Source organism: Paucisalibacillus globulus DSM 18846, assembly GCF_000482485.1.
In the GTDB taxonomy this organism is placed as follows: domain Bacteria; phylum Bacillota; class Bacilli; order Bacillales; family Amphibacillaceae; genus Ornithinibacillus; species Ornithinibacillus globulus.
The window spans coordinates 24,543-50,570 of the sequence record NZ_AXVK01000020.1 but is presented as its reverse complement, the minus strand read 5'-3'; the positions used below and the strand labels follow the sequence as shown (position 1 = coordinate 50,570).

Genomic DNA, 26,028 nt, shown 5'->3' with positions numbered 1-26,028 from the left:
GAATTGATTTAAGGCTGTCTCATAATATATATTGAGACAGCCTTATTATATAGTCGAATATAATAGAAATAAGTCGTAATCATGCTATACTAGATAGGAGGTGCACACAATATGAAAAAACAACTATCATTTCAAGATGTTTTATACAATCAAATAATTATACCCAATGAATTATTAATTTCCTATAAATCTCTTGGTCTTAATGAAATAGAATTAATGACAGTAATACTGATACATCGTTCGATTTCCAAGGGCAATAGTTTTCCAACGTTGGAAGAGCTAACTGCTGTCCTAACAATTGATGAGAAAGAATGTTCTGTAATTCTTAGAAAGTTAATTCAAAAAAACCTGTTAAAAATTGAAAGGACAGAAAATAGCCAACATCAATTAAGTGAAGCGTATTCGCTTGAACCATTATGGGAGAAACTTTTTCAACCAGTTGTAGAAATAAGAAAAGAAACAGAAGATGGTACACTATTTATTTTGTTTGAACAGGAATTTGGAAGACCATTATCACCTTTTGAGATTGAAACGGTAAATGTATGGCTAGACGAAGATCAAATTTCTCCAGCATTAATAAAAGCTGCACTCCGTGAATCAGTATTGATGGCCAAATTAAATTTTAAATATATGGACCGCATATTAAGAGAATGGAAGAAGAAGGGGATTCATACTGTTGAACAAGCTCGGCTTGCTTCCAAGAGATTTCATGATAATCAGGCAACTAAACAAATAAGCAATACTAATAAAAAGAGAGATACATCATTTTATTATAATTGGCTAGAGGGAGAGGACTAATGTTAAATAAGAAACAAATTAGATTTTGTCTTGATGAAATTGGGGAGATGTTTCCTGATGCAGATTGTGAATTAGTTCATGATAATCCATTTGAACTTGTCATTGCAGTTTTATTATCTGCACAATGTACTGATGCATTAGTAAATAAAGTTACAAAGGACTTGTTTAAAAAATATAAGACTCCAGAAGATTATTTAGCAGTTAGCCTTGAAGAACTCCAATATGATATCAAGTCAATCGGATTATACCGGAATAAAGCTAAAAACATTCAAAAACTATGTAGGGTACTTATTGACGAGTACAATGGAGATGTACCGAGCTCTAAAGAGGAATTAGTAAAATTAGCTGGGGTGGGAAGAAAGACGGCAAATGTTGTTGCTTCAGTTGCTTTTGGTGAACCCGCTATTGCAGTTGATACACATGTGGAACGTGTATCGAAAAGACTTGGGATTTGTCGATGGAAAGATTCTGTTGTTGAAGTGGAAGAAACCTTAATGCGAAAAGTTCCAAGGGAAGAGTGGAGTGTTACACACCATCGGTTAATCTTTTTTGGACGTTATCATTGTAAAGCGCGAAATCCAAATTGCCCAGAATGCCCACTACTTGAAGTATGTAGGGAAGGACAGAAACGTATGAAAAAACAAGAAACAGTAAATGCGTAGTCGATAGAAAATGTGCGGTAACGAGGAGTCTCCGTATTCTGCCTACGCTTGTATTGGTTTTCTTTTTTGAGTATTGTTTTGAAATGTATTTTCAACAAATTGATTTCAATAATTTCTGTTCCACTTAACCAGCTCCGGAAATACACGGAGCTGGTATGATGCGCTACAATTAGTTACCGCACTGTTTATAATTAACTATCAAGTATATTCACAAGTCAAAATAAAAAATCCGAACTAATTCAAAAGATTATTTTGAAATATAGTTCGGATTTCTTTTTTTTATAGATTTATTCTTCTTCTTCATCTCCTGGTATACCAGGATCAGTTGATTCTTCCTCATCTCCCGGATCTGGTTCAGTACTTACTACTCCGGGTATTTCAACTGAGGTACTTCTCGTTTCTGAGCGAGAACCTTCATTACCACCTTGTTGGCCAACAGCCGTTACATGGATGGTATATACTTGCCCAGCTTCAAAGTTACCATTAATTTCAATACCTTTAGATTGAACATGTTGTGTACCACCTTGTGGACCTTCAACGACAACTTCAAAAGAAGCAGGAGGTCCATTATAATCCCATGAAACATCAATGATAGACTTATTCTGGTCAAATACAGCAGTCAAACCATCAACAGGGTTGATAGGAGAATTTTCTTCTTCCTCTTCTTCCTCATCTACCTTAATGGAAACTGTTTGTGGTTCACTACGATTTTCCTCATCCTCGTTGCTAATAACAACTACCTGAATAGTATATTCAGATCCAGGTGATACTTCCGTAATCTCCATTTCCTTATCAGCAGTAGAAGAGAGGACTTGCATTTGACCACCATCGACACTAGAGGAAACTTCGAAATTAACATCATCTTCGGAATCATACTTCCAATTTACGAGTATTGATTTATTTTCCTTATTATATTTAGCTTTTAAGTCTTTTACTGGATCTATTTTATCGTATTTCTCCGATGTCTTTGTTGGTTCTGTACCTTTTACAAATAGTTCCGTTACGATTTCAGACTTAGGAGTAAATTCACTCGGCAAGGCCGCAGGATTGGAACCTTTTTCTACCGCTACTTCCACTACAGTATCAGGTCTTTTAAAATCGGGAGTTTCAATTCCCTCATGTAATTTGGTCATAAGCTGCTTAAAGAGAGAATGGGCCATATATTTTTCATCATTCATTGTTCGCTTGCCTTCATCATAACCGACCCAAATCGCAGTTGTATAATTTGTCGTATATCCAGCAATCCATGAGTCTTTCGAACCTTCGACATCTTTCAAGTTAGTTGTTCCTGTTTTTGCTGCAACAGGTAAACCAGAAATTCGAGCTGGGCCACCAGAAGAACCTTGTGATAATGCGGTTTTTAACATGTCCGACATCATATAGGCTGTATAATCCGACATTGCAGACTCTGGTTGTGGTGTAAGATCGACTGTCCGACCGTCTGGAAATTCCACTTTTGTAACTGAATATGCTTCATAACGCATTCCTTCATTTCCAAAAGGTTGATACGCACTAGCAAGTTGGAGTGGGTTTACGTTTGTTTCGTGACCACCAATTGCATCCGTTAACTCTGGTTTCCCATTAGCAAACTCAATACCTAAGTTGTTTGCAAATTTCTGTGAGTTTTCATAACCAACTTCTAATAATGTTTTAACTGCTGGTACGTTAAGTGATTCTTGAAGTGCATATCGGGAAGTCATCCAACCTTGATATTTTCTATTCCAATTACGGACTGCTTGATCAGTACCAGCGATTTCAAATGGTTTATCATCATTTATTTGATGATAAGTGGACATTTTATTGTATTCAATAGCTGGGCCATAAGCAACAATTGGTTTAAACGCTGATCCAGCTTGGCTACCACCCTGAATAGCATAATTCCATCCATTTTGATAGTTTCTATCTCCACCAATAGCCCTTATTGCACCAGATTTGGTATCAAGAACAACAAGTCCAGCATGTAAATCTTCGTTAGGGAAATTAACCGGATTATTTTCTGAGTCAGACAATAAAAGCTCGACATAATCTTGTGCGTTCTTATCTAAGGTAGTGTAGATCTTCAACCCATCCGAATAAATGTCTGCACCATCTAATTTGGCTTCTACTTCTTTCTCAACTTGTTGTATGAACGCATCATATGGAGTTGATTCAGGACGATCTTCTACTAGTAATGAAGTAATATCAACTTTCAGAGCTTCATCCGCTTGTTCTTGGGTTATTTTATCATGACGAACCATTAATTTTAAAACAGTTTCCATTCTACCCTTTGTTAAATCCGGGTTTTTAAACGGATCATAAGCAGATGGACGTTGTGGTAATCCCGCTAAGATTGCGGCCTCTGGCAATGTTAGATCATGTAAATCAGTTTTCCCAAAATACGTTTCTGCTGCCTTAGCAACACCGTGTGCACCTGCACCGTAATAAATTTTATTTAGGTACATCTCTAAGATTTGTTCTTTCGAATAATCCCTCTCTAATTGAAGCGCGAGCCATTGTTCTTGAACCTTTACCTTCATTTTCTTTTCATTAGTTAGGAAGGATTTTTCTACTAACTGCTGGGTAATGGTACTTGCTCCTTCAGAGCCAAAACCGTTCCGAATATTACCAATTATAGCTCCGCCGATGCGTCTTATATCAATTCCTGGATGTTTGAAAAACCTTGCATCTTCGGTCGCGATAACTGCATCAATTAACACATCAGGAAGATCTCCGTATTCAATCTTTGTCCGTTTTGCATCACCAAGGTCAGCAAAAATATCTCCATCTATATCATAAAATTTTGAAGAGTAAGGATCGGATAATAAGGATGCATCAATATCTGGAGCCGTGGCAATATAATAGGTGAATAGTCCAGCTACTCCTAAACCGATAACAAGTAAAAATAATACTAGGCCTAAAAATATTTTTTTCCACATAGGTTTCTTTTTTGATTTTTTTTGTTTTCTTCGCGCAGTGCGAGTTTGGCGATTTTCTGCCATTTCTCACTACCTCCAATCTTAGTAAACTTGGCTTACGGAATGAATTTTATCCGTATTTCCTAGTTCCATGCAGGTAAAAGTATTTGTTCTACTTTTCTTCCTGCTTAAAATAAAGTTGATCAATAATGGATAGATAGTCTACTCTAGTTTGATATTTAAAAGGTATTAAATATCCTATTTGCTTAATATGATCGTATGGTATTGATTTTCTACCATCCGCTGCCTTTTCATACCAATAGGGAAACAATTTTTCCGCTTCCACATAATATGTCTCATTATGAATAGCAAATCGGATAATCATAAAGCAAATACCACCATGTTTTATGACAGCTTCCATATGAGTTATCTGGTGCTCATGAATGTTGGCTAAAGGAAAGGATGTTTTATTCTTTGTTTCCTTAGCCTCAAAGTCTATATACCGATTACGATAGAGTCCATTATAATCAGTGGTGGAAGCTTGTTTGAAATATGCTTCCGTTATAACAGCAGCACTTCGCTTTGGGTAATTTACTTTTACAATTTGAATCGGTGTTGGTTTTTTGTGAATAAGAGCATGATCTGTATCTAAGTAATACTGGTTCGTCTGGTTAATATCTTCCTCTAAGGTCATACCACGATTTGAAAAAGATTGATTTGTCAGCTTATTGTTGATAGTCAGCGACCGTTTTCCGTTAGGATAATTCATACAATGCCTCCTAGCATAATCAGTATCATATCAGAAAAAACGCCTACAGTGTTACTTTAAAGGTAAAAATTATAAAATAATCACAAATGTAAGGTAGGAATTCTTTATGAATATAAACTGGCAAGAACAGGACTATCTCTATTATATAATAAATAAAACTAGGAAGTATAATATTGATAACATTTCTAGAACGAAAGCTTACCAACATTTTTTTATGAAGTACCCAGAAATTAAGTGGGCAATAGTCGCAAGTATTGTTTCTCGCAATGCTGGTTGGAATATGACAGACTTATATTTACCTTCTTATAAAAAACTGCTTAGTGATATTGAACGTAGACAGTTATTTATGTTATACGAACGAGCTAATTGGCTTATTTTTTCTGACGCATATCCACAATTATTACTTTATGAATTATATCTTAATAATGGTGTGCTTTTGCTTGATTTATTAGATAAATTCCATGTCTCAGCTTTTATGAAGAAAGAATGGGAGATTTTTATTAAATCAAAAGATAGGGAGCGACTTATGATTGCATTAATTATTAATGAACAAAATGTAATCCAGCGTCCTGTCATTTCACAACCATATTTTAAGAAGAAAGTATTTTTTAGTTTCTCATACTTAATACAAAATAGTTTGATGTTAAACGCTGTTCTTCTTCCCACTAGTACAGGAAGGTTATATGGTTCCTTTGTACACGGATTCACGAATATAACAAATCGCATAACATTAGGTAAAAATCTCGCTAAGCAAATATTCCACTCTGATATATACCCAACCTTAATGGAATTTATTCTTAAGGTAGAACATACGGGTTCTAGAAAAGATTATGAAAAAATATTACCCATTGATTTCCCTAAAGGTCCAATGTTACGGACGGTCTATCCAATAATAGACCATCAAGATACTATTCGTTTAGATTGGTATAAATTCGGGGGTATGAAGAAGCAGTGGTTTTATCCATTTGATGGTGAAGTAAAGGAAATAGGGGAATCATTTTATCGTAAGCGTAACCTTTTATATGCGTATCATCATGTGAAAAGTATCTTACACTAGAATATTTACTATTAAAAAATAAAAAAGGATGCCAGGAGGGAAACTTTACCTATGGCATCCTTTTTACTCAAGTAGAAGGTCGGTTTGGACCGTTTAATTTCTTATCTCCATCTTTAAGAGTTTTACCATTTAATACTTCTTTTTGTTTGTTCTTCTGTTTGTCTTTCATCTTGTAGACCTCCTTTACTTTTAGTTTGTCTAAAACTTGAAAAATAATGAGTTTAAACACTAGTTTTGTCGAACATGAAGGACATATAACTTTGTATGAAGAAATATAGAATAACATTACTTAATTGGGGTGAGTTATTATGGGACTTGCATTATTGAAGGAAAAAGATAGTCATGGAGTATATCGTAAAGATTTTGAAGAAGCTCTATACAAACTCAATGATATCGCACGTATTGCCGAACAAAAACTAACTATAAAAGTAGATAACTATATTCAAGAACTATATAGAAAACAAAATAGAGAAATCCAGCAACTAGTTGAAACAATTAATACCTTAAATGATTAAATTCCCTAATGTATTTGGGGTACTATAGTATAAGTGTGAATAAATGCCTAAATCATCTTAACATGATAATATATAACTATATATAGGATGAATAGAGGCGTTACGATGTTACTTATTGAATATACAAATCAATTAAAAGAATATTTGCAACAACTTAAAGACCGTTTTGAGCAAAATAATCCCCCAGAGGATCGTCGTGATAAAGAATATTTCGAAATGGTAAAGGAAAAAACTTCGCCAATCTATGAGTTACTTTCAAAATGGGAAGAACTTGCATTAAAGATAATAAAAGAGAGTAAGATAAGTGTACATCCGAATCAAATTGTTTCTACCAGAGAAAATATGGAACTACTACTAATGCATAGTTATTATATTGATGTTAGAAGAAGGCGCTATATGGAATTAAATCAATCTGTTCAATATGTTTTTGATCAATTAATAAGAGCTTTAGAATAAGTGTTCAAGCTTTACAATTCTGACTATTTTTAATATAATTTGCTTCCAAACATCGATAGGGGGAAAGGCTTATGTCTAATCAGGAGCTCATTAATAAAGCAATCGAAATAAGAGAACAAGCTTATGTTCCATATTCAAAATTTAAAGTAGGTGCTGCGTTATTAACGAAGTCAGGGAAAATATATACAGGTTGCAACATTGAGAATGCGGCATACCCTGTATCATTATGTGCGGAAAGGGTAGCAATTTTTAAAGCAATTTCAGAAGGTGAAACAGAATTTATAGAACTAGCTGTCGTTGCAGATACAGAACGTCCTGTTCCACCATGTGGGTCTTGTCGCCAAGTAATGAGTGAGTTTTTTGATTCTAAAATGAATATACATTTAACAAATTTAAATGACAATACAATGACAGTTAGAATGGAAGAATTACTCCCATTTTCATTTCAAAAATCGGATATGGAAAAATAAGTGATAATAATAAGTAAGGAGCGGATTGTCCAGCTCCTTACTTTTTTGCTATAATAAAAAATGGATGATGTACATATAGTAAATTAACTTGTTTCATATTAAACTTAGGACATCAAGAAAATAAAATGAAATAGAATTATATGGGGTGAAGAAAATGATGAATAATCGAATTCAATTAGGTAGTAAAGAGATTCTTGAAAAAGATTTTAAAACGGCAATGAGAGGGTATAATCAAGAAGAAGTTGATGAATTTTTAGATATTGTCATTCAAGACTATGAGGCATTTGGCCAAGAAATTGATCGCTTAAAGCAAGAGATTGCAAAACTTAAAAAGTCAAGCGAGAGCCAAGGAAGAACAAGATCTTCTAATCCAATGCCACAACAGGTTAATTATGACGTATTGAAGCGGCTCTCTAATTTAGAAAAGGCTGTATTTGGAAGTAAATATGCAAATGCAGATTCATAATACTAATATTTTACAATGTAAATTTAGACTAGTTATGTTATAATGGATGTTAGGAATTGAATACTCATGTAATCGCTGCATACACTGCAGAGGAAAGTCCATGCTCACACAGACTGAGATGTTTGTAGTGTTCGTGCTTGACGAATTCATAAGTCAAGGTAGTCTTAAGGGCTAACGGCAGGTGAAGTTCCTAAGTCCTTTTTGGATATGGAATTCTATCCTTGAAAGTGCCACAGTGACGGAGCTAAAATGGAAACATTTTAGGTGGAACGAGGTAAACCCCGCGAGTGAGCAACCCAAATTATGGTAGGGGCATCCTTTAGTAGGGAACTAGAACCGAACAAGGGACAGGTAATTTACCTGTAGATAGATGATTACAACCTGGGTACGAGGCTGACCACCGTTTGGAGTACAATGGTACAGAACATGGCTTATCGAGTATTCAGAGGTCCAATATACGAATAAACAACCTTTCTGTATTTAAATGCAGAAAGGTTATTTTATTTTGTTGAAAAGCTTTAAAACTTTCCACAAGTATAGAAAAACAAACACATCCGCAAAGAACAGAGCGAATGTGTTTGTTTTTCTAAGTATTATCGCTAAAGTGTGGTAAACTATTTTTATTGTACAATCAAAGCTGAAGGGACTTTTTTCATGTCAAAACATATTAAATTAATTGCAACTGCCGCGATGGGATTAGAAGCTGTCGTCGCTGATGAAGTAAGAAACCTTGGATATGAGGTTCAAGTTGATAATGGTAAAGTAATATTTGAAGCACCAGTATCAGCAATACCTAGATGTAATTTATGGTTAAGAACAGCAGACCGCGTAAGATTAGTTGTTGGCGAATTTAAGGCAACAACGTTCGATGAGCTTTTTGAAGGAACAAAAGCTCTTCCGTGGGAGCATTATGTTAGTGAGGATGGCCAGTTTCCTGTATCTGGAAAATCAGTTAAATCGACATTATACAGTGTTCCTGACTGTCAAAAGATTGTAAAAAAGGCAATAGCTGAGCGTTTAAAGAGGAAATACGGTATGGTTTCAAAAATGCCTGAAACAGGTGCCATGTACAAGATAGAAGTATCACTATTAAAGGATATTGCCTTACTTACGATTGACACATCAGGTGTGGGACTACATAAAAGAGGTTATCGTGTAGGACAGGGGGAAGCCCCACTTAAAGAGACAATGGCTGCAGCATTAGTATTACTAACCAATTGGAAACCTGAATACACGCTAGTAGATCCGTTCTGTGGTTCTGGAACTATTCCAATCGAAGCTGCATTAATCGGACAAAATATCGCTCCAGGATTTAATCGTGAATTTGACTCGGAGGATTGGAGCTTTATTCGTTCCAAACATTGGGATGATGCATTTCAAGAGGCTGAAGACTTAGCAAACTATGATCAAAAAATTGAGATTATTGGTAGTGACATTGACCATAAAATGATAGACATTGCTAAAGGTAATAGCTTAGAAGCAGGACTTGGTGAGTTAATTACGTGGAAGCAAATGCAAGTAAAGGATTTATCTATTAAAAAAGATAATGGCTATATCATCGCAAACCCACCCTATGGTCAACGTATTGGTGATGAGGAAGCAGTAGAAGCTATCTACAAAGATTTTGGTCATGTAATGAAGAACCATCCGTCATGGAGTGTTTATGCATTAACAGCCTACGAAGCTTTCGAAAAGTATTATGGACAAACCGCCACTAAAAAGAGAAAGTTATTCAATGGGTTTATAAAAGTTGATTATTATCAATATTTTGGCAAGAAAATAAGGGGAGAATAAGCATGAGTTTGGCAAAAACAGAAAAAGCTTTCTTAGAATATTTGAAAGAACAAAATGCTTTACGTGAAGCAATCACATTAATTCAATGGGATTTACGCACGAAGATTCCTAAGAAAGGTGTAGAACAACGATCAGAGGTAGTAGGATACCTTTCTCAAAAACTACATCAAATGCAAGTATCAAATGAAATAAAGGGATTTATTGATGAATTAAAAGGTCAAACACAGGATGAAGTTATCCAAAAGTCAGTATTAGAGTGTGAAGAGACCTATGAAAAAAACAGAAAAATTCCTGAAGTAGAATTCAAAGAATATGTCATGTTACAGTCTAAAGGTGAAGCAGTATGGCAGGAAGCTAGGGAGAAAGCGGACTTTGCTATGTTTCAACCATATTTAGAAAAGCTGGTGGACTATAACAAAAAGTTTGCCAATTACTGGGGATATAAAGAAAATATTTATGATGCATTACTTAATAATTATGAACCAGGAGTAACAGTCAAGACATTAGACGAAGTATTTCCAAAAGTACGTAAATCACTAACTGCATTACTGGAAAAAATTGAGGCAAGTTCAGTAAGACCTGATACTACTCTGTTAAGTACATATTTTCCAAAAGACAGTCAAAAGGCTCTATCGGTAGATATTTTAAATCGTATGGGTTATGACTGGGATGCTGGTCGGTTAGACGACACCATTCATCCTTTTGAAATTACAGTAAATTTAAATGATGTGCGGATTACAACACGTTATGATGAACAGGACTTCCGTATGGCAGTATTTGGTATCATTCATGAAGCTGGACATGCACTTTACGAACAAAACATTGATAAAAAGTTAGAAGGAACACCTTTAGCAAGTGGTACATCAATGGGAATACATGAATCTCAATCCTTATTCTGGGAGAACTTTTTAGGTAGAAATAAAATTTTCTGGGAATCACATTATGATTTATTTAAGAAATATGCACCAAGCCATTTTAACAAAATACCACTACAGGATTTTTATCATGCAGTAAACGAAGTAAAACCATCATTTATCCGAATTGAAGCAGACGAATTAACTTATCCGCTTCATATTATGGTTCGATATGAACTTGAAAAAGCACTAATCAATAGTGAAATTGAAGTGAAAGACTTACCTCATCTATGGAATGAGAAAATGGGGGAATACCTTGGTATAAAACCTACATCCGATAGGGAAGGCGTTTTGCAAGATATCCACTGGGCTGGAGGAGATTTCGGTTATTTTCCTTCGTATGCTTTAGGGTATATGTATGCAGCACAATTCGAACACAAAATGCGTGAAAAAGTGGATATTGAAAAAGTAATTAGATCCGGAGACTTTTCCTCAATTCGCAACTGGATGACAGACAATATTCATCAATATGGAAAAATGAAAAAGCCTCTTGATATCTTACATGATGTAACAGGAGAAGGACTAAACCCAGATTACTTAGTTAAATATTTAACAACAAAATATCAAGATATATACCAATTCTAAATATTCGTAAAGCCAGCTATTTTTCTTTCGCGTTGAAGGAAACTGTGTGGTAACTAATTATCTTTGGTAGTGCATCAAACCCGCTCCGGAAATACACTGCGCTTTCCATGGGCGGCTGTTGAGCCTCCTCGCGCTTCGCGTTGCGGGGTCTCACCTATGCCTGTCCTCCCATAGAAGTCTCCGTGTATTTCCAGAGCTAGTGTAGTGAATCAGAAATTATTAAAATTAACTACTGATAAATATGTTCGAATACAAGTAATAAAAAGAAAACCCAAACTAGCGCAGGCAGAATACGGAGACTCCTACGGGAATAGCACGTGTCCGAAGACCCCGCAGCGGTGAACTTTCCGCGAGGAGGCTGAGGCCGTGCCCGTGGAAAGCGGAGTATTCTGCCGGAGCGGTAGTATAGCAGTTCATCTACTCCATTCATTAAATTCGAACGGCAATATGTAGTAGTTACCGCACAGTCTATACAAATAATGTAACAATAACATTTCAGATATTTTAACAATAAACAAGGAGTGGCCATATTCGGTCACTCCTTGTTTATTGTTTATCTACCTATAGGAAAGTCAAAAGGAACAGATCCTGTAGGTGAATGTTGAATAATATCAATAACTGGAACAGTATAAGCAACTAAGATTAAAGCAATTGTAATACCAATCCATAATTTCCAATTTTCAAACCAAGCAGGTGTTGCTTCGGCATCTTCTTCTTCCTCAGCAATTGGAAATTCTTCCACACCTTTTGGAGCGAAGAATGTTAATTTAATGAAGATGTAGACCATTAGTAGGATACCGATAAATAGAATAGTTCCACCGATAGCTTGTGCCATTTGGTAGCCAATCCATTCTGTAACTTGCTCACCGCCGCCATACTCAGAGTATGAAGAACGTCTTGGTGCTCCTAGCAAGCCTTGGATATGCATTGCACCAGACATGATAGTCATACCGACTGTCCAAATGATAGCTTGAATAATGCCTAAACGGTTAATTTGAGGTGTTAATTTTCTACCTCTTAAGTGTGGAATCAACCAATAACTAATTCCAAAGAAAGTCAGCATAACAGTTGTTGCTACTGTTAAGTGGAAATGTCCAGTAACCCAAATTGTATTGTGAATTAACGAGTTCATTTGGTGGGAAGCGTTAATGATACCACCAGCACCTCCAGGAATAAATGCTAACATACCGATAAATGGTGCTAGGAAACGAACATCTTTCCATGGTAACTTCTTAAACCATCCAAATAATCCTTTGGCACCTTTACGACGACCAGTTATTTCGAATGTTGCAAACAAAGAGAATGCAGTCATTAAACTTGGAATGACAACCATCATTGTTAATGTAACTTGAATAAACTTCCAAGTAGGATCAATACCTGGTTCTGTTAATTGATGGTGAAATCCGACTGGAATGGAGAAGAATAAGAATAATACAAATGACATTCTAGCTAGGGAATCACTAAATAGTTTTCCACCAATTATTTTCGGAATAATTGCGTACCACGCCATATAAGCAGGTAATAACCAGAAATAAACTAGTGGATGCCCAAAATACCAGAATAATGTTCTACTTAATAATACATTGATTGTTTCTGCATAACCAAGTGACCAAGGTATAAATTGAATTAAAACTGCTACAGCAACTCCTAATGAAGCAATAAACCACATTACCGTATTAATAGTAACCATAAATGCTAATAGAGGTGATTTTTCACCAGGATGTGCTTTTTTCCATACTTTTAATTGATGCCAGTTAACAAATCCAGCAACCCAGCTACCAACGATAACTAATGCTAAACCAATGTAAAATGCTGGATGAGCTCTCAGTGGGGCATAAAATGTATAGAGTACACTTGCTTCACCATACAGAATTGTTACAGCAGTCATGACTGTACCAATTACCATAATCCAGAATGCAATCCAAGCTACTTTACGTTGTTTTAACGAAATACCAACAGTTTTTCCCATTAAGGAGAAATGGAAACCAATAATAAAATAAGTAGTCAATACGAGACCTAAAATAACACCGTGGACAGTAAGAACTTGATAATAATCAATCCCTGCTGGTAAGGTAAACGTACCGGAACGAACTAGTACTTGAAGTAAACCCATTAATCCACCTATTAGTAAAGAAATAAATGCAACAGAAATAAATGACATATAAAGTCTAGATTCAGGTTTAGAAATGGGTAATGCTTGAACGGATGTTTTTGATACTGTCTCTTTTTTGGCTAATTGCATTATTCATACACCTCCACTGTGGCATACATCATGTGATGCCCAATTCCACAATACTCGTTACAAACAATTGTATAAGTACCAGGCTTATCCATTACCGTTTCAATGCTACTTACATAACCTGGTTCAACCATCATGTTGACATTAGTCCCAGCAACATGAAATCCGTGAACGACATCTTTTGTAGCTGCTTGCCATAATACTGTAGAGCCCTTTGGAATACGGATGGTTTTTACGGATTTACCATCTTCATCCTTACCAAGGTCATAGAAAAAGGCACTAGCTGCGATGTTGACAATGTATTTATCCTCTTCTACTTTTGTTAACCCTAAATTTTCTGGTTTAAAAGCTTCATTAGATTCAATATTGTTCGTATCGATTGTAACCCCATGACTTTGAGGGTGGGTACCTTGCCAAAAAGCTCCATAACCGACAATAAGTAGAAATACGACCAATGAACCAGTACCAAATATTAACCAAATTTTTTCATACTTATGCAAATGCATAGTTTCTTCACGCTCCTTTTAGTTGAACTTACCTTGAAATAAATAATGCAAATGCGCCAAACCAAGTAATAATGATAAAGACGCCTAAAAGCATTACAGAAACAAAAGTTCCTTTTAAATCGGGCTTATCTTTCTCAGATGCTTTTTTAACTTCTTGTTTTCGCATTAGAGATCCTCCCTTTTCTGTGTAATTGTTGGTTCAACTTCATAATACACAAATTACCAGTGGGAAAAACACATAAAACCAAACGTTCATTTTTTGTTCAATAGTAGGCTGTAAGTATTGAAATAGCTGGCTTTGAACGGAAAATGGTTATTTTATTTGTGGCAGAAATATGTAAAAAATAGTAATAAATTATGAAAACGTCCACAAACTAAAGCTAAAATAAATATTATATAGGTGAGAAAATGGCAATTATATGTTCAGTTGGAAAAGGAATTCCAATATATGAAATAGAGCAAAATAGAATCAAAGATTTAGTACAAAATATATTTAGTTATTCAGAAAGAGAAGTATCACGGTTGTTGCCTGTATTTGATAATGCAGCAATTGAGAAAAGACAATTTGTTGTACCACAGGACTGGTTTTTAGTGGAACATAGCTTTGAAGAAAGGAATGACTTATATCATCAGAATGCAATCCATTACACATTGAATGCGATGGATGAATGTTTAAAAAATACCTTCCTTTCTGAAGAGGTAACATATGAAGATATAGACTTACTTGCATTTGTATCTAGTACAGGTATATCGACACCATCTATAGATACCTATTTAATAAATGAACGACCTTTTCGTGAGAATGTTGAAAGAATGCCACTTTGGGGACTTGGATGTGCGGGTGGGGCAATTGGCTTATCTCGTGTATACAATTGGTTAAAAGCAAATCCAACTAAAGTAGCCATACTAATTAATTGTGAAATTTGTAGTTTAACTTTTCAAAAAGGAGACCAAAAGAAAAGTAACTTGATTGGGACTGCATTGTTTGGAGATGGTGTGAGCGCATTATTACTTATTGGGGAAGAATCTATATATAGGAAGTCTTTAATAAAGCCGTTACCATTAATTAAAAGCTACAGTTCATATACGGAAAAGGATAGTACAAATGTAATGGGTTGGAAGATTATTAATACTGGTTTTGAAGTGATATTCTCAAAAAGCATACCTGCTTTAGTCCACACTATTTGGAAAAATCATATGCAAAAGTTTCTGCAACAAGAGGGGTTGAGTATAGATATAATTGATGCATTCATTTCTCATCCTGGAGGAAAAAAAGTATTAGACGCTATGGTGGAAGCTTTACATATTTCAACGGAAAAGCTACATTATTCTGCTGAAATACTTCGTGACCATGGGAATATGTCATCAGCAACTGTTCAGTATGTCTTGTTTAAATGGTTAGAAAAAGATATGAAATTAGGAACTAAAGGAGTTATAACCGCATTGGGACCAGGTTTTAGTTCGGAAATATTATTACTGGAGTGGGATGAATAATGGAACTGTGGGCTTGGATTTTGATTATATTTATCATCGGTCAAAGACTTGTGGAACTTGTCATTGCAAAAAATAACGAAAAATGGATGAAGGAAAGAGGAGGCATAGAAGCAGGAGGAGAACATTATAAATGGTTTATATATTTGCATACGTTGTTCTTCTTATGTGTAATTGTTGAGGTGTTTATGAAAGGTAATACGTTAGATGTTGGTTTTAATTATTTATACTTTGTAGTATTTGTGGCTGCTCAACTTGCACGATTTTGGTGTATCTATTCCTTAGGTCGGTTTTGGAATACAAAAATTATCGTTCTACCACGGGTTGCGCTTATTAAAAAGGGTCCTTATAAGTATGTTAAACATCCTAACTATATTATTGTTGCAGTTGAATTGTTCATTATTCCGATGTTATTTGGTGCTTATTTTTCCGCGATCTTATTTCCTATATTGCATATTATTCTACTTAGAATTCGGATACCAGCGGAAGAAAAGGCTTTGGCTTCCATACCAAAAATATAACAGTGAATATGTAAGTTCTCGCATGAAAGTGGAAAGATAATACGTTAATATATCAAAAAAAACGGTAATCAGTTGCGATTACCGTTCTACATATATGTTTTTTATTTTTTGACTACATTAGATGCTTGTGGACCACGTTCACCTTCGACGATATCAAAAGTTACTTCTTGGCCTTCTTCTAAAGATTTAAAACCCTCGCCTTGAATTGCTGAATAGTGTACAAACACATCGTTTCCACCTTCAACAGAAATAAAACCATAACCTTTTTCTGCGTTAAACCATTTTACTACTCCGTTTTCCATGTAAATTAATCCTCCTAAAAACTTCACGTAAAACGTGTTAATACAAATCAGAAAAATGAGTATCAAAAAAGGCAGCTCAGACAGAAAGATTGGATCATACGTAACCCACTTCTTTCATATCGAAGCCACCATTTCTTAATGATCCATAAATCTTCTTTGCTTGTGTCAACTATAGCTTATTTTAAATATACAGTCAAGTTTCATATTGTGAAATATGCAGAATCATCCAATGTATCTGTTAATATACAGACATTCATTGTATAATCTTAGTATGTTTATTTTATATTGATTTATGTATCATGTACAATTTTTCGAGTACCTATAAATAAGGAAGGGAAGAAGAGAAATGAAAACAGATATTGAAATAGCACAACAAGCAACTTTAAAACCAATTAATGAAATAGCTGAGAATTTAGGTTTAACTAATGAGGATTTTGAACCATACGGACATACGAAAGCAAAATTATCCGATAAACTACTGAAAAAAATGGCTGATAAACCAAATGGGAAAGTCATTCTAGTCACTGCAATTAGCCCAACACCGGCTGGGGAAGGAAAATCAACCGTTACAGTTGGTCTTGGACAAGCACTAAATAAAATTGGCAAAAAGGCAATAATAGCTTTAAGAGAACCTTCACTTGGGCCAGTTATGGGAATTAAAGGTGGTGCTGCTGGTGGGGGATACTCACAAGTATTACCTATGGAAGATATTAATCTACACTTTACTGGCGACCTACATGCTATAACAAGTGCCAATAATGTTCTAGCTGCATTGATTGACAACCATATACACCAAGGGAATGTATTAAACATTGATCCTCGAAGAATCGAATTTAAACGTGTAATGGATGTCAATGATCGTGCACTTAGACAAATCGTTGTTGGACTTGGTGGGCCATTACGTGGTGTTCCGAGGGAAGATGGATTCAACATTACTGTTGCTTCCGAAATAATGGCAATCCTTTGCTTATCCAAGGATCTTGAGGATTTAAAAACTAGGATTTCTAATATAATGATTGGATATACATATCAAGAAGAGCCTGTATATGTTCGGGATTTAAAAGTGGAAGGTGCATTAACCTTACTACTTAAAGATGCAATTAAGCCAAACCTAGTACAAACAATTGAGAATACGCCTGCAATTATTCACGGTGGACCTTTTGCTAATATTGCACATGGTTGTAATAGTATTATCGCAACCAAAACAGCTGCAAAGTTAGGAGAATATGTTGTAACAGAAGCGGGATTTGGTGCTGACTTAGGCGCAGAGAAGTTTCTTGATATTAAAACAAGAGCTGGTGATATTGACACAGCTGCGGTTGTGATTGTCGCCACCATTCGTGCTCTTAAAATGAACGGTGGTGTTTCAAAGGATGATCTAACCGAGGAGAATATAGATGCATTAAAACTCGGAATGGAGAACCTTCAAAAGCATATTGAGACCATAGAGCAGTTTGGTTTACCATTTGTCATCGCTATCAATAAATTCCCTACTGATACACCGAATGAAGTGGAATATATTAAAGCATGGTGTGAGGAAAAGGACTATGAGGTTGCATTAACGGATGTATGGGCAAAAGGTGGAGAAGGCGGAATCGAACTTGCCGAAAAAATTGTTCATACCATTGAAATAAAAGAAAAGAATTTTAAGCATGTATATGATCTAGATGATTCTATTGAAGCAAAGATAGAAAAAATTGTACAAAATGTATACGGTGGTCAAGGTGTTGAATTTTCCTCAAAAGCAAAAAAACAACTTGCTTTCTTTGAAAAGCAAGGTTGGGATAAGTTACCGGTGTGTATGGCGAAAACACAATATTCTTTATCGGATAATCCAGCATTACTCGGTAGGCCAACTGGATTTAATATTACCATACGAGAATTCCGTCCATCAATCGGAGCTGGATTTATCGTGGCATTAACAGGAGATATTATGACAATGCCAGGTCTTCCCAAAAAACCTGCAGCATTAAACATGGATGTAACAGAAACTGGGAAGATTGTAGGGTTGTTTTAATGGAACAAATAGAACAACTTAAGGCTATTAGGACATATTGTCATGAACTTTTCAGTAAAGATTCAAGTGGACATGATTTTTTTCATCTAAAGCGTGTAGCCAAACTAGCTAGTCAAATTGCTATAGAAGAAGATGCAGATTATTTTATCTGCACTGCTGGAGCCTGGCTCCATGATGTTGGTGATTATAAATTATTTTCGGATTCAAAACAAGCCTTGGAATCGATGGACGAGTTTCTAACAACTATTCATTTAACTGAAAAACAAATTCATGATATTCATCGTGCAATCGAAAATGTTTCCTTTAGTAAAGGGAAAGTCCCTGAAACACTTGAAGGAAAAATTATTCAAGATGCTGATAGAATAGATGCAATTGGAGCGATTGGAATTGCTCGAACTTTTGCGTATGGTGGGGCTAAGGGACGGTTAATTTATCATCATCGGAAAAAAGAAGGAACATCCATCCAGCATTTCTATGACAAGATTTTGACCCTTAAGGATACTTTACATACACATGGTGCAAAGCAATTGGCAGAAAAAAGACATGCTTTTGTAGAGACCTATTTAGAACAATTTTTTAACGAATGGGATTAGTAATATAAAGCAAGTAATGTATATCGGGGTATTACTTGCTTTTCTTAGTAGTTAGGAAAGAAAAACTTATAGATGTCAATGCTGATCGTATGGCAAGATTATCTTAAAAGAGCAGTCTTCTCGTAAGAGCTACATGAAGTCTCTTACGGAATAATATGAGTGAGGTAGTTACATCGATGTTCCTATAATGAGAGTTTTTCAAAGAAATTACCACTATCTTAATGTTTTAAAAGCCAGGGGGAAGAAACTATTTAGAAGTGGCTAATTAGTAGGGGGAGTTTGTGGTATGAAATTCGATAATAGTAAGATATTACTCGGTATTTTAATTTGCCTGATCTTCATTGTATTAAAACCTGCACCTGAATACCCAACTTATCATCAACCAAATTTTCCATCATCACTAGAAGGTGGAGAAACAGTAGTACCATTAGGTGAAAATAGAATAGCAATTGTAGATACAGACAATTCTTCAGGTTACCATGGAGAGATAATGATTATGGAATATAATGATAGTAGTAGTCAATTCGAATTAATTGGGAAGCACAATTATATAGAAGATTTTTTTGAATAATAATTGGATATAAGTGGCATTCCTTTTAAAAAATTTAAAACAAGGAACTTAAGAGTGACTCATCGTTCCTTGTTTTTTGTTTTGTATGTGTAATATTATTTTTAATCTTAGCTCCCACTAATCCGCTTCGCCCCTAAGTATCTTGTTTCCCAATAAGGTTCGGACATATTACTTACTTCCACACCATCTAAACCGGCATGAATGAATTGTCCATTCCCTATATAAATACCAGCGTGAGATGGTCCTGGTTTGTAGGTTTGATAGAATACTAAATCTCCAACGGAGAGTGTATCAATAGGAGCTGCGAAATTCCAGATATCACTTACTGTTCGTGGGATTGTAACACCATTTGAACTATATACATATTGCAAAAATCCACTACAATCAAAACCACCTGGAGATGTTCCCCCCCATACATAAGGGGTACCAACTTGAGCATATGCAGTTTGGATCATACTAGAATAATTTGCATTTACTTTAACATTCTTAACATTAGACGTTGATTCTGTTTGTACATTGGAAGCTGTTTGCTCTTTTTCAGAGTTATACATGGTGTAAAGTGATTCTTGTGGAGCATGATCCAAAAAGTCGATATCATGTTTTTCTTCTGCAATCTCTACAGCCTTTTTTGTTAAAGGTCCATACATCCCGTCAATTTCCCCTTCATAGTATCCGAAGTACTGTAGAGATTCTTGAATGATTTTAACTTCTTCACTTTGTAATCCTGGATAAACAGAATCTGATAAATTCTCTAATCTTTTAATATTGCGATTAATATCTATTTCAATTAAGGCAACAATCGTTTCTTTATCTGCTTGCCCAGTAATTGTTATATCGTGATCGCGTTGGAACTTTTTAATAGCATGTTCTGTTAAAACACCAAGTTCGCCATCAACATTATCATCATAGTAATCTAGTTCATTTAATTTATATTGTAAAATTCGTACTGCTTCACCATGATCACCATACTCCAATTGCTCTGCCTCTAGTAATGTTTTATTCTCAAATACTGGATATGCACCAGCATATACAGCAAATGGCTGGCTTAATACGAAACTATATAAAAGTGTATTTTTTGCTACATTTTCAACGGTTCCATTTAACATGAGCAAAAATCCCCTTTCAGTTTGGCTCTTGTTAACTAGATTTATTGCATTTATAATGGTTTTATGAATTACGATTATATTACAATATTATTATGATACAATTAAAACACTATGAAAAAATGGGGGAGAAGCCTAATGGTAACAGGAGAACAAGCATACCTTAACCTATGTAACCACATCTTATCTAATGGCACTGAACGTGGTGATAGAACGAATACAGGTACATATTCCGTGTTTGGTCACCAAATGCGTTTTAACTTACAAGAAGGATTTCCACTGCTAACAACGAAGAGAGTTCCCTTCCGTTTAGTAGCAAGTGAGCTTCTATGGTTTATTAAAGGAGATACAAATATTCGTTACTTGCTAGAGAATAACAATAATATTTGGAATGAATGGGCCTTTAAACAATGGGTAGAAGGTGATGAATATACGGGTCCCGATATGAAAGATTTTGGTAATCGTTCACAAATTGATCCGGATTTTAAACGTATATATGAAGAGCAAATGGAAATATTTAAGAAAAACATTCTAGAAGATGATGTTTTTGCTCAAAAATTTGGAGACTTAGGTTCTGTATATGGTAAGCAGTGGCGATCATGGAAAACATCGCAAAATGAAACAATTGATCAATTAAAAGATGTTATTGAAGATATTCGTAACAATCCCAACTCACGTAGACATATTGTATCAGCATGGAATCCAGAAGATGTTCCCAATATGGCTTTACCACCTTGCCATACCTTATTCCAATTTTATGTTGCTGACGGTAAGCTTTCTTGTCAGCTATATCAGCGTAGTGCAGATGTTTTCTTAGGTGTACCTTTTAATATTGCTAGTTATGCACTACTAACACATTTAATTGCCCATGAAACTGGTCTTCAGGTTGGAGAATTTGTCCACACTTTCGGGGATGCCCATATTTATTCTAATCATGTGGATCAAGTAAACATTCAAATGGGACGAGATATTCGCGCTTTGCCAAAGCTTCAGTTAAATAAAGAAAAAGAATCTATTTTTGATTTTGAATTAAGTGATTTTGAAATCATAGGCTATGATCCACACCCTACTATTAAGGCTCCAATTGCAGTATAAGGGGGAAATGAGATGATATCTTTACTTTTTGCAATGGACAGGAATCGAGTCATTGGTGCTAATAATGATTTGCCTTGGCATTTACCCAATGATCTAAAGTTCTTTAAAGAAATGACTACTGGTAATACGATAATTATGGGGAGAAAGACATTTGACTCTATTGGTAGAGCACTTCCTAACAGAAGAAATGTTGTATTAAGCCGCAAGGAAATTGAGCTTCCATCAGGCGTTGAATTAATTCATGAAGTAGATACTATATTAAACTGGAATAAACAATATCCAGATGAGGAATTATTTGTGATTGGTGGTGGTGGGGTATTTGAACAAATTCTGCCACATGCTGACCGAATGTACATAACCTTGATTGATGAGGAATTCGAGGGAGATGTGTTTTTTCCAGACTTTTCACTAGAATACTGGAAAGAAGTTTCTCGAGAAAAAGGAATCGAGAATGAAAAAAATCCTTATGATTATTACTTTAGCCAATACAATCGAATTAAGTGGATGTCTTGAAGGTTGTATAATGTAATATAAACTGATAAAATAAAGGTGGTTCTTTAAGGAACCATCTTTATTATTTTTGAACTTTTTGTGATAGTTTTCTTGGTTACATATGAATTGTTTATGTTTTGCTCTATAATATCATTAATTAGATAGAAGAAGGTGTTAATATGGCACAAATTGGAATTCCAGGGTTAATTTTAATACTAGTTATCGCTCTAGTTATTTTTGGTCCGAAAAAGCTTCCAGAGATTGGTAAAGCTGCTGGACAGACATTACGTGAATTCAAGAATTCTACGAAGGATTTAACGGATGATGTGGTGGATGAAATAAAAGATACTAAAGATGTTGCAAAAGGGAAAGATAATAAATAAATCTTTTGGAGTGAACAATCATGGGTGGTATTGGTGTCCCGGGTTTAATCTTAATTTTGATTGTTGCATTAGTCGTTTTTGGTCCTTCAAAATTACCGGAAATTGGAAAAGCCTTTGGCGGTTCTTTACGTGAATTTCGTAATGCTGCAAAGGATATTGTTTCAGAGGATAACAACAATCAAGAACAATCAACTAATGAAATGAAAACAACTATAAAAAATGATTAAGGAAAGGTGTAAGGTTCTTAACCTTGCATCTTCTTTTCTGTTAAGAATAGAAAAAAACTTGCGTACTTGTTTCGCTGGGCAATTAAAGTAGCAGCAAGTAATATATTTTTCCTGTCTTTTGATACTTAACAATTATGTGCTGTCTTTGAAACTATTAACATTATAAGGACGTTACCATCATGCACAATACTTTTGAACATTCAATAGTATTGTGTTTCTAGTTTATAACATAAATCCATTGCGTTAAAAATAAGATACTGTTTTACATACGTACCACCTTATCCCCTTAATATCCTTATGGTACTCTGAAAGGGCGTTGTTGCTATGGCCAAAACAAATACAGAAATGTCATTTGTAGAGCATTTAACTGAACTTAGAAAAAGACTATTAATTATTGCTTTTGTTTTTATTTTATCATTTATTATTGGTTACGTTGTGTCACCAATCATTTTGGACTTCATAAAAAGTTATACGTTTCCCAATGATGTTGAGTGGAATGTATTTACATTTACAGATGGATTTATGATTTATTTGAAATGCTCGTTTTTAGTTGCTATTGTTTTTACACTTCCGGTTTTGATTTATGAAATATGGGCATTTATTAAACCAGGTTTGACCCCTAAAGAAGCCAGAGCTACATTTATCTATATACCTAGCTCGCTTTTGCTATTACTTATAGGGGTTTCCTTTAGCTTTTTTATTCTATTTCCAATGGTTCTACATTTTATGAGCTCTCTTAATCAAAATCTTGGTGCGACTGAAACTTACGGAATTGCTCAATACTTTACGTTACTTTTCAATATTGTACTTCCGGTAAGTATTGTTTTTGAATTACCAGTTGTTGTTATGTTTCTAACGAGGATTGGAATTTTAAACCCAGCTCTATTGAAAAAAGCAAGGAAAGTTTCTTATTTCATTCTAGTTGTTATTGGTGTTTCCTTAACTCCACCAGATTTCGTATCTGATATTATGATAATTATCCCATTGATTCTTTTGTTTGAATTTAGTATTCAGTTATCAAGTTGGACGGTAAAAAGAAAAAGCAAACGAGAGAATTCTTAAAAAATCATGATTGATATACAGGGATTTAAGTGTAATTCAACTAATCTTCGTTAGCCAATATCATACGCGTGAGTTAGATTTTTACGTTTTGAGGTGTTAATATGCGTTCATTTTACCATTTTATGATGACCTATCGTGGAAAAAAGAAACCAGATGATGAAAGTATACTAGCAGATTGGATGTTTGGAGATCATAATTTTCCAAAGCAGTCTACTAGCTATCACGAGATTAGTGAGTATTTAGAATGGAATAGCCCATTTACTAATGCGTTATCGGTTTTTGATTCGTTATGGGATGAATATCTTTTAAAAGAAAAAGAATAATTTGGAGAGGGTCTACTGATTAATAATAAAGCGGTAGACCCTTATTTACTTAAATAACCTCATATATAGTTGTAAACGGAATAGATTCTACAACTTTTGTTGAATCTTTTACTAAAATTAGTTGATTAAATGGATCAATTTTTTTAACCATTCCATATATTTCAAGCAGCCGATTATCCTGAAAATATTTAATCTGTATAAGTTGTTTTTGATGATATGCCTCAAGTATTTGATTGTTTAATACTTCAAGTTCTTGCTCATCTAGGCAGGGCTTTACTACCTTTTTATCTTCACTCCATATTCTTTTCAATAACTCGACATGTTCTGGAAGCATTAATGATGTCCATTTAATTGACCCTCTGTCATGCACTATTGATCACCTCGTTATTATTATATACGAACACTTGTTTGTTTATCAAGAATTCATTATACTTTAGGAAGAAAATTCATGATAAAATTAAGAAAGAAACGATACTGGATTTAACTTGTAATTAAGAACGTATCCTGTATACATTCAATTAACATTTCTTTAATAAACAACAACACATATTTAAAAAAGGGGGAAGTATCATGAAAATATTGCATACTGCCGATTGGCATCTAGGAAAGATTGTTAATAGTGTTCATATGACGGAAGAACAGGATTATATTCTAAGCCAATTACTAGATATCATACGAACAGAGAAACCAGATGTGTTAGTAATAGCCGGGGATTTGTATGACCGGGCTGTACCACCGAAAGAAGCGGTGGATTTGCTAAACCGTGTATTAACAACCCTTATAACAGAAATTAAGATTCCAGTAGTAGCCATCTCAGGCAACCATGATAGCCCAGAGCGATTAGAATTTGGCACAGAATTATTCCGAGCACAACAACTTTTTATTGAAACTAAATTGAGTAGAAGCTTAAAACCAGTTGTTATAGAAGATGAACACGGACCGGTATATTTCCACCTAGTCCCATATATTGAACCAGCTGAAGCAAAGGAACTTTTTGCTGATAATACTATAAATTCCCATCAATCTGCGATGGAAGCTGTAATCAATTATATTAAAGATAATAATGATATGAGTGAAAGACATATATTTGTTGGACATGCATTCGTTGCTGGTGGAATGGAATCTGAATCTGAAGAACGACTTTCCATGATTGGTGGGTCTCCATATGTGGATGCGAGCCTATTCGATGATTTTGTCTATGTTGCCTTAGGACATCTTCATCAACCTCAACGAATTAAGCGGGATGTTGTCCGGTATAGTGGATCCATTTTGAAATATTCCTTCTCTGAAGCTAATCATAAAAAGTCAGTTGCAATAATTGAACTGGATGAGAAAGGAAATTGTAAACTGGATTATATCCCATTAGTACCAAAACATGATATGCGTGTTGTAGAGGGGTATTTTCAAGAGTTAATGGATCAACCTGTTGAAGGGCAGGATGATTATCTGCATATACGACTATTGGATAAAGGCCAAATTATGGATCCTATGTACAAGCTACGAAAGATTTATCCAAACATTTTACGATTAGAACGTGTTGGATTCTCTACTACTAAAAGTTTATTGGATTTACAGCAAATCCGTCAAAAGCAAACACAGTCACACACAGAATTATTTGCTTCTTTTTACAAAGAAATAACAGAAGAAGAAATTGATGATAAAAGAATGGAGTATATAGTGAAGACTATATCAAGCGTCATTACAAAGGAAAGAGGGGAATAGG

General features: G+C 34.8%; 30 protein-coding genes and 1 other RNA gene. 22 read left to right on the top strand and 9 right to left on the bottom strand.

Annotation, left to right across the window (positions count from 1 at the left end; genetic code table 11):
• The first annotated feature begins 111 nt into the window (after positions 1-111).
• Together K332_RS0105350 and nth are read left to right on the top strand one after the other, a co-directional pair.
• A complete protein-coding gene (locus K332_RS0105350) occupies positions 112-798 on the top strand; it encodes a DnaD domain-containing protein (RefSeq protein ID WP_026906532.1) in 687 nt (228 codons plus the stop codon).
• Positions 798-1,460 carry an endonuclease III gene (gene nth, locus K332_RS0105345; protein WP_026906531.1) on the top strand — a complete coding sequence of 221 codons (663 nt, stop codon included), beginning with the start codon at positions 798-800 and terminating at the stop codon, positions 1,458-1,460. Before K332_RS0105350 ends, nth begins: the two co-directional genes overlap by 1 nt.
• A 287-nt stretch (positions 1,461-1,747) precedes the next feature.
• On the opposite strand, the gene K332_RS21950 is transcribed toward nth, so the two are convergent.
• On the bottom strand, positions 1,748-4,438 hold the full coding sequence (locus K332_RS21950) for a PBP1A family penicillin-binding protein (RefSeq protein WP_051359355.1): 2,691 nt from the start codon (positions 4,436-4,438) through the stop codon (positions 1,748-1,750).
• 88 nt (positions 4,439-4,526) lie between these two features.
• Positions 4,527-5,123: a Holliday junction resolvase RecU gene (recU, locus tag K332_RS0105335; RefSeq protein ID WP_026906530.1), complete on the bottom strand. Its 597-nt coding sequence runs from the start codon at positions 5,121-5,123 to the stop codon at positions 4,527-4,529.
• A gap of 106 nt (positions 5,124-5,229) precedes the next feature.
• Here recU and K332_RS0105330 point away from each other — a divergent pair, with 106 nt between their 5' ends.
• Positions 5,230-6,180 carry a DUF2515 family protein gene (locus K332_RS0105330; protein ID WP_026906529.1) on the top strand — a complete coding sequence of 317 codons (951 nt, stop codon included), beginning with the start codon at positions 5,230-5,232 and terminating at the stop codon, positions 6,178-6,180.
• Between the two features lie 67 nt (positions 6,181-6,247).
• Here the strand turns inward: K332_RS0105330 and K332_RS24270 are convergent, their stop codons facing one another.
• Positions 6,248-6,349 carry a spore protein gene (locus K332_RS24270; RefSeq protein WP_211237404.1) on the bottom strand — a complete coding sequence of 34 codons (102 nt, stop codon included), beginning with the start codon at positions 6,347-6,349 and terminating at the stop codon, positions 6,248-6,250.
• A gap of 139 nt (positions 6,350-6,488) precedes the next feature.
• Between K332_RS24270 and K332_RS0105320 the strand changes: the two genes are divergently transcribed.
• The 7 genes from K332_RS0105320 to K332_RS0105295 all read left to right on the top strand — a co-directional run bounded on the left by K332_RS0105320 (position 6,489) and on the right by K332_RS0105295 (position 11,380).
• The gene (locus K332_RS0105320) at positions 6,489-6,695 is read left to right on the top strand and encodes a hypothetical protein (protein ID WP_026906528.1); all 207 of its coding nucleotides are present in this window, start codon (positions 6,489-6,491) and stop codon (positions 6,693-6,695) included.
• Between the two features lie 105 nt (positions 6,696-6,800).
• A complete protein-coding gene (locus K332_RS0105315; RefSeq protein ID WP_026906527.1) occupies positions 6,801-7,151 on the top strand; it encodes a DUF1798 family protein in 351 nt (116 codons plus the stop codon).
• 71 nt (positions 7,152-7,222) lie between these two features.
• Positions 7,223-7,621: a cytidine deaminase gene (locus tag K332_RS0105310; protein WP_026906526.1), complete on the top strand. Its 399-nt coding sequence runs from the start codon at positions 7,223-7,225 to the stop codon at positions 7,619-7,621.
• A 154-nt stretch (positions 7,622-7,775) separates the two neighbouring features.
• Positions 7,776-8,087 carry a cell division regulator GpsB gene (gpsB, locus tag K332_RS0105305; RefSeq protein ID WP_026906525.1) on the top strand — a complete coding sequence of 104 codons (312 nt, stop codon included), beginning with the start codon at positions 7,776-7,778 and terminating at the stop codon, positions 8,085-8,087.
• Between the two features lie 60 nt (positions 8,088-8,147).
• Positions 8,148-8,526: RNase P RNA component class B (rnpB, locus tag K332_RS23540), an RNA gene on the top strand.
• A gap of 215 nt (positions 8,527-8,741) precedes the next feature.
• On the top strand, positions 8,742-9,881 hold the full coding sequence (locus tag K332_RS0105300) for a THUMP domain-containing class I SAM-dependent RNA methyltransferase (protein ID WP_026906524.1): 1,140 nt from the start codon (positions 8,742-8,744) through the stop codon (positions 9,879-9,881).
• 2 nt (positions 9,882-9,883) lie between these two features.
• Complete coding sequence (locus tag K332_RS0105295; RefSeq protein ID WP_036688161.1) at positions 9,884-11,380, top strand: carboxypeptidase M32; 1,497 nt, start codon at positions 9,884-9,886, stop codon at positions 11,378-11,380.
• Between the two features lie 553 nt (positions 11,381-11,933).
• On the opposite strand, the gene K332_RS0105285 is transcribed toward K332_RS0105295, so the two are convergent.
• The 3 genes from K332_RS0105285 to K332_RS0105275 are packed head-to-tail and all read right to left on the bottom strand — an operon-like array spanning position 11,934 to position 14,291.
• Complete coding sequence (locus K332_RS0105285) at positions 11,934-13,622, bottom strand: b(o/a)3-type cytochrome-c oxidase subunit 1 (protein WP_036688160.1); 1,689 nt, start codon at positions 13,620-13,622, stop codon at positions 11,934-11,936.
• Positions 13,622-14,125 carry a cytochrome c oxidase subunit II gene (locus tag K332_RS0105280; protein ID WP_026906521.1) on the bottom strand — a complete coding sequence of 168 codons (504 nt, stop codon included), beginning with the start codon at positions 14,123-14,125 and terminating at the stop codon, positions 13,622-13,624. The genes K332_RS0105285 and K332_RS0105280 overlap by 1 nt, the downstream gene beginning before the upstream one ends.
• A 28-nt stretch (positions 14,126-14,153) precedes the next feature.
• Positions 14,154-14,291, bottom strand: coding sequence for a cytochrome c oxidase subunit 2A (locus K332_RS0105275; RefSeq protein ID WP_026906520.1), 138 nt, complete (start codon positions 14,289-14,291; stop codon positions 14,154-14,156).
• A 242-nt stretch (positions 14,292-14,533) separates the two neighbouring features.
• On the opposite strand from K332_RS0105275, the gene K332_RS0105270 reads away from it, so the two are divergent.
• Positions 14,534-15,619 (top strand): type III polyketide synthase, encoded by a 1,086-nt coding sequence (locus K332_RS0105270; RefSeq protein WP_026906519.1) that lies wholly within the window; start codon positions 14,534-14,536, stop codon positions 15,617-15,619.
• Positions 15,619-16,137, top strand: coding sequence for an isoprenylcysteine carboxyl methyltransferase family protein (locus K332_RS0105265; RefSeq protein ID WP_026906518.1), 519 nt, complete (start codon positions 15,619-15,621; stop codon positions 16,135-16,137). Before K332_RS0105270 ends, K332_RS0105265 begins: the two co-directional genes overlap by 1 nt.
• A 101-nt stretch (positions 16,138-16,238) precedes the next feature.
• Here K332_RS0105265 and K332_RS0105260 read toward each other — a convergent pair whose 3' ends face one another.
• Positions 16,239-16,439, bottom strand: coding sequence for a cold-shock protein (locus tag K332_RS0105260; protein WP_026906517.1), 201 nt, complete (start codon positions 16,437-16,439; stop codon positions 16,239-16,241).
• Positions 16,440-16,785: 346 nt separating this feature from the next.
• Here K332_RS0105260 and K332_RS0105255 point away from each other — a divergent pair, with 346 nt between their 5' ends.
• From K332_RS0105255 to K332_RS0105245, 3 genes are all read left to right on the top strand, one after another.
• On the top strand, positions 16,786-18,456 hold the full coding sequence (locus tag K332_RS0105255; protein WP_026906516.1) for a formate--tetrahydrofolate ligase: 1,671 nt from the start codon (positions 16,786-16,788) through the stop codon (positions 18,454-18,456).
• On the top strand, positions 18,456-19,049 hold the full coding sequence (locus tag K332_RS0105250; RefSeq protein ID WP_026906515.1) for an HD domain-containing protein: 594 nt from the start codon (positions 18,456-18,458) through the stop codon (positions 19,047-19,049). The genes K332_RS0105255 and K332_RS0105250 overlap by 1 nt, the downstream gene beginning before the upstream one ends.
• Before the next feature lie 286 nt (positions 19,050-19,335).
• A complete protein-coding gene (locus K332_RS0105245) occupies positions 19,336-19,620 on the top strand; it encodes a hypothetical protein (protein ID WP_026906514.1) in 285 nt (94 codons plus the stop codon).
• Between the two features lie 107 nt (positions 19,621-19,727).
• Here the strand turns inward: K332_RS0105245 and K332_RS0105240 are convergent, their stop codons facing one another.
• Complete coding sequence (locus tag K332_RS0105240; RefSeq protein WP_026906513.1) at positions 19,728-20,726, bottom strand: C40 family peptidase; 999 nt, start codon at positions 20,724-20,726, stop codon at positions 19,728-19,730.
• 135 nt (positions 20,727-20,861) lie between these two features.
• On the opposite strand from K332_RS0105240, the gene K332_RS0105235 reads away from it, so the two are divergent.
• From K332_RS0105235 to K332_RS0105210, 6 genes are all read left to right on the top strand, one after another.
• Positions 20,862-21,818, top strand: a complete 957-nt coding sequence (locus tag K332_RS0105235) for a thymidylate synthase (protein ID WP_026906512.1) — start codon at positions 20,862-20,864, stop codon at positions 21,816-21,818.
• Between the two features lie 12 nt (positions 21,819-21,830).
• Positions 21,831-22,331 carry a dihydrofolate reductase gene (locus K332_RS0105230; protein WP_026906511.1) on the top strand — a complete coding sequence of 167 codons (501 nt, stop codon included), beginning with the start codon at positions 21,831-21,833 and terminating at the stop codon, positions 22,329-22,331.
• 158 nt (positions 22,332-22,489) lie between these two features.
• Positions 22,490-22,693: a twin-arginine translocase TatA/TatE family subunit gene (locus K332_RS0105225; RefSeq protein WP_026906510.1), complete on the top strand. Its 204-nt coding sequence runs from the start codon at positions 22,490-22,492 to the stop codon at positions 22,691-22,693.
• Between the two features lie 20 nt (positions 22,694-22,713).
• Positions 22,714-22,920 (top strand): twin-arginine translocase TatA/TatE family subunit, encoded by a 207-nt coding sequence (locus K332_RS0105220; RefSeq protein WP_211237403.1) that lies wholly within the window; start codon positions 22,714-22,716, stop codon positions 22,918-22,920.
• A 324-nt stretch (positions 22,921-23,244) separates the two neighbouring features.
• Complete coding sequence (tatC, locus tag K332_RS0105215; RefSeq protein WP_026906508.1) at positions 23,245-23,982, top strand: twin-arginine translocase subunit TatC; 738 nt, start codon at positions 23,245-23,247, stop codon at positions 23,980-23,982.
• A gap of 101 nt (positions 23,983-24,083) precedes the next feature.
• Positions 24,084-24,305 (top strand): YozE family protein, encoded by a 222-nt coding sequence (locus K332_RS0105210; protein ID WP_026906507.1) that lies wholly within the window; start codon positions 24,084-24,086, stop codon positions 24,303-24,305.
• Positions 24,306-24,354: 49 nt separating this feature from the next.
• Here the strand turns inward: K332_RS0105210 and K332_RS0105205 are convergent, their stop codons facing one another.
• A complete protein-coding gene (locus K332_RS0105205) occupies positions 24,355-24,675 on the bottom strand; it encodes a YolD-like family protein (protein ID WP_051359354.1) in 321 nt (106 codons plus the stop codon).
• Positions 24,676-24,875: 200 nt separating this feature from the next.
• On the opposite strand from K332_RS0105205, the gene K332_RS0105200 reads away from it, so the two are divergent.
• Positions 24,876-26,027, top strand: a complete 1,152-nt coding sequence (locus K332_RS0105200) for an exonuclease SbcCD subunit D (protein WP_026906505.1) — start codon at positions 24,876-24,878, stop codon at positions 26,025-26,027.
• Position 26,028: the final 1 nt, after the last annotated feature.

What these genes read in the sequence shown, in the direction of transcription:
- K332_RS0105300 (WP_026906524.1), top strand. Translation starts at nt 8,742, where the DNA reads ATGTCAAAACATATTAAATTAATTGCAACTGCCGCGATGGGATTAGAA.
- K332_RS0105240 (WP_026906513.1), bottom strand. Translation starts at nt 20,726, where the DNA reads ATGTTAAATGGAACCGTTGAAAATGTAGCAAAAAATACACTTTTATAT.
- K332_RS0105285 (WP_036688160.1), bottom strand. Translation starts at nt 13,622, where the DNA reads ATGCAATTAGCCAAAAAAGAGACAGTATCAAAAACATCCGTTCAAGCA.
- K332_RS24270 (WP_211237404.1), bottom strand. Translation starts at nt 6,349, where the DNA reads ATGAAAGACAAACAGAAGAACAAACAAAAAGAAGTATTAAATGGTAAA.
- nth (WP_026906531.1), top strand. Translation starts at nt 798, where the DNA reads ATGTTAAATAAGAAACAAATTAGATTTTGTCTTGATGAAATTGGGGAG.
- K332_RS0105270 (WP_026906519.1), top strand. Translation starts at nt 14,534, where the DNA reads ATGGCAATTATATGTTCAGTTGGAAAAGGAATTCCAATATATGAAATA.
- K332_RS0105255 (WP_026906516.1), top strand. Translation starts at nt 16,786, where the DNA reads ATGAAAACAGATATTGAAATAGCACAACAAGCAACTTTAAAACCAATT.
- K332_RS0105315 (WP_026906527.1), top strand. Translation starts at nt 6,801, where the DNA reads ATGTTACTTATTGAATATACAAATCAATTAAAAGAATATTTGCAACAA.
- K332_RS0105210 (WP_026906507.1), top strand. Translation starts at nt 24,084, where the DNA reads ATGCGTTCATTTTACCATTTTATGATGACCTATCGTGGAAAAAAGAAA.
- K332_RS0105220 (WP_211237403.1), top strand. Translation starts at nt 22,714, where the DNA reads ATGGGTGGTATTGGTGTCCCGGGTTTAATCTTAATTTTGATTGTTGCA.
- K332_RS0105275 (WP_026906520.1), bottom strand. Translation starts at nt 14,291, where the DNA reads ATGCGAAAACAAGAAGTTAAAAAAGCATCTGAGAAAGATAAGCCCGAT.
- K332_RS0105320 (WP_026906528.1), top strand. Translation starts at nt 6,489, where the DNA reads ATGGGACTTGCATTATTGAAGGAAAAAGATAGTCATGGAGTATATCGT.
- K332_RS0105265 (WP_026906518.1), top strand. Translation starts at nt 15,619, where the DNA reads ATGGAACTGTGGGCTTGGATTTTGATTATATTTATCATCGGTCAAAGA.
- K332_RS0105225 (WP_026906510.1), top strand. Translation starts at nt 22,490, where the DNA reads ATGGCACAAATTGGAATTCCAGGGTTAATTTTAATACTAGTTATCGCT.
- K332_RS0105330 (WP_026906529.1), top strand. Translation starts at nt 5,230, where the DNA reads ATGAATATAAACTGGCAAGAACAGGACTATCTCTATTATATAATAAAT.
- K332_RS0105295 (WP_036688161.1), top strand. Translation starts at nt 9,884, where the DNA reads ATGAGTTTGGCAAAAACAGAAAAAGCTTTCTTAGAATATTTGAAAGAA.
- K332_RS0105350 (WP_026906532.1), top strand. Translation starts at nt 112, where the DNA reads ATGAAAAAACAACTATCATTTCAAGATGTTTTATACAATCAAATAATT.
- K332_RS0105245 (WP_026906514.1), top strand. Translation starts at nt 19,336, where the DNA reads ATGAAATTCGATAATAGTAAGATATTACTCGGTATTTTAATTTGCCTG.
- K332_RS0105200 (WP_026906505.1), top strand. Translation starts at nt 24,876, where the DNA reads ATGAAAATATTGCATACTGCCGATTGGCATCTAGGAAAGATTGTTAAT.
- K332_RS0105235 (WP_026906512.1), top strand. Translation starts at nt 20,862, where the DNA reads ATGGTAACAGGAGAACAAGCATACCTTAACCTATGTAACCACATCTTA.
- K332_RS0105310 (WP_026906526.1), top strand. Translation starts at nt 7,223, where the DNA reads ATGTCTAATCAGGAGCTCATTAATAAAGCAATCGAAATAAGAGAACAA.
- K332_RS0105260 (WP_026906517.1), bottom strand. Translation starts at nt 16,439, where the DNA reads ATGGAAAACGGAGTAGTAAAATGGTTTAACGCAGAAAAAGGTTATGGT.
- tatC (WP_026906508.1), top strand. Translation starts at nt 23,245, where the DNA reads ATGGCCAAAACAAATACAGAAATGTCATTTGTAGAGCATTTAACTGAA.
- recU (WP_026906530.1), bottom strand. Translation starts at nt 5,123, where the DNA reads ATGAATTATCCTAACGGAAAACGGTCGCTGACTATCAACAATAAGCTG.
- K332_RS21950 (WP_051359355.1), bottom strand. Translation starts at nt 4,438, where the DNA reads ATGGCAGAAAATCGCCAAACTCGCACTGCGCGAAGAAAACAAAAAAAA.
- K332_RS0105230 (WP_026906511.1), top strand. Translation starts at nt 21,831, where the DNA reads ATGATATCTTTACTTTTTGCAATGGACAGGAATCGAGTCATTGGTGCT.
- K332_RS0105280 (WP_026906521.1), bottom strand. Translation starts at nt 14,125, where the DNA reads ATGCATTTGCATAAGTATGAAAAAATTTGGTTAATATTTGGTACTGGT.
- K332_RS0105250 (WP_026906515.1), top strand. Translation starts at nt 18,456, where the DNA reads ATGGAACAAATAGAACAACTTAAGGCTATTAGGACATATTGTCATGAA.
- gpsB (WP_026906525.1), top strand. Translation starts at nt 7,776, where the DNA reads ATGATGAATAATCGAATTCAATTAGGTAGTAAAGAGATTCTTGAAAAA.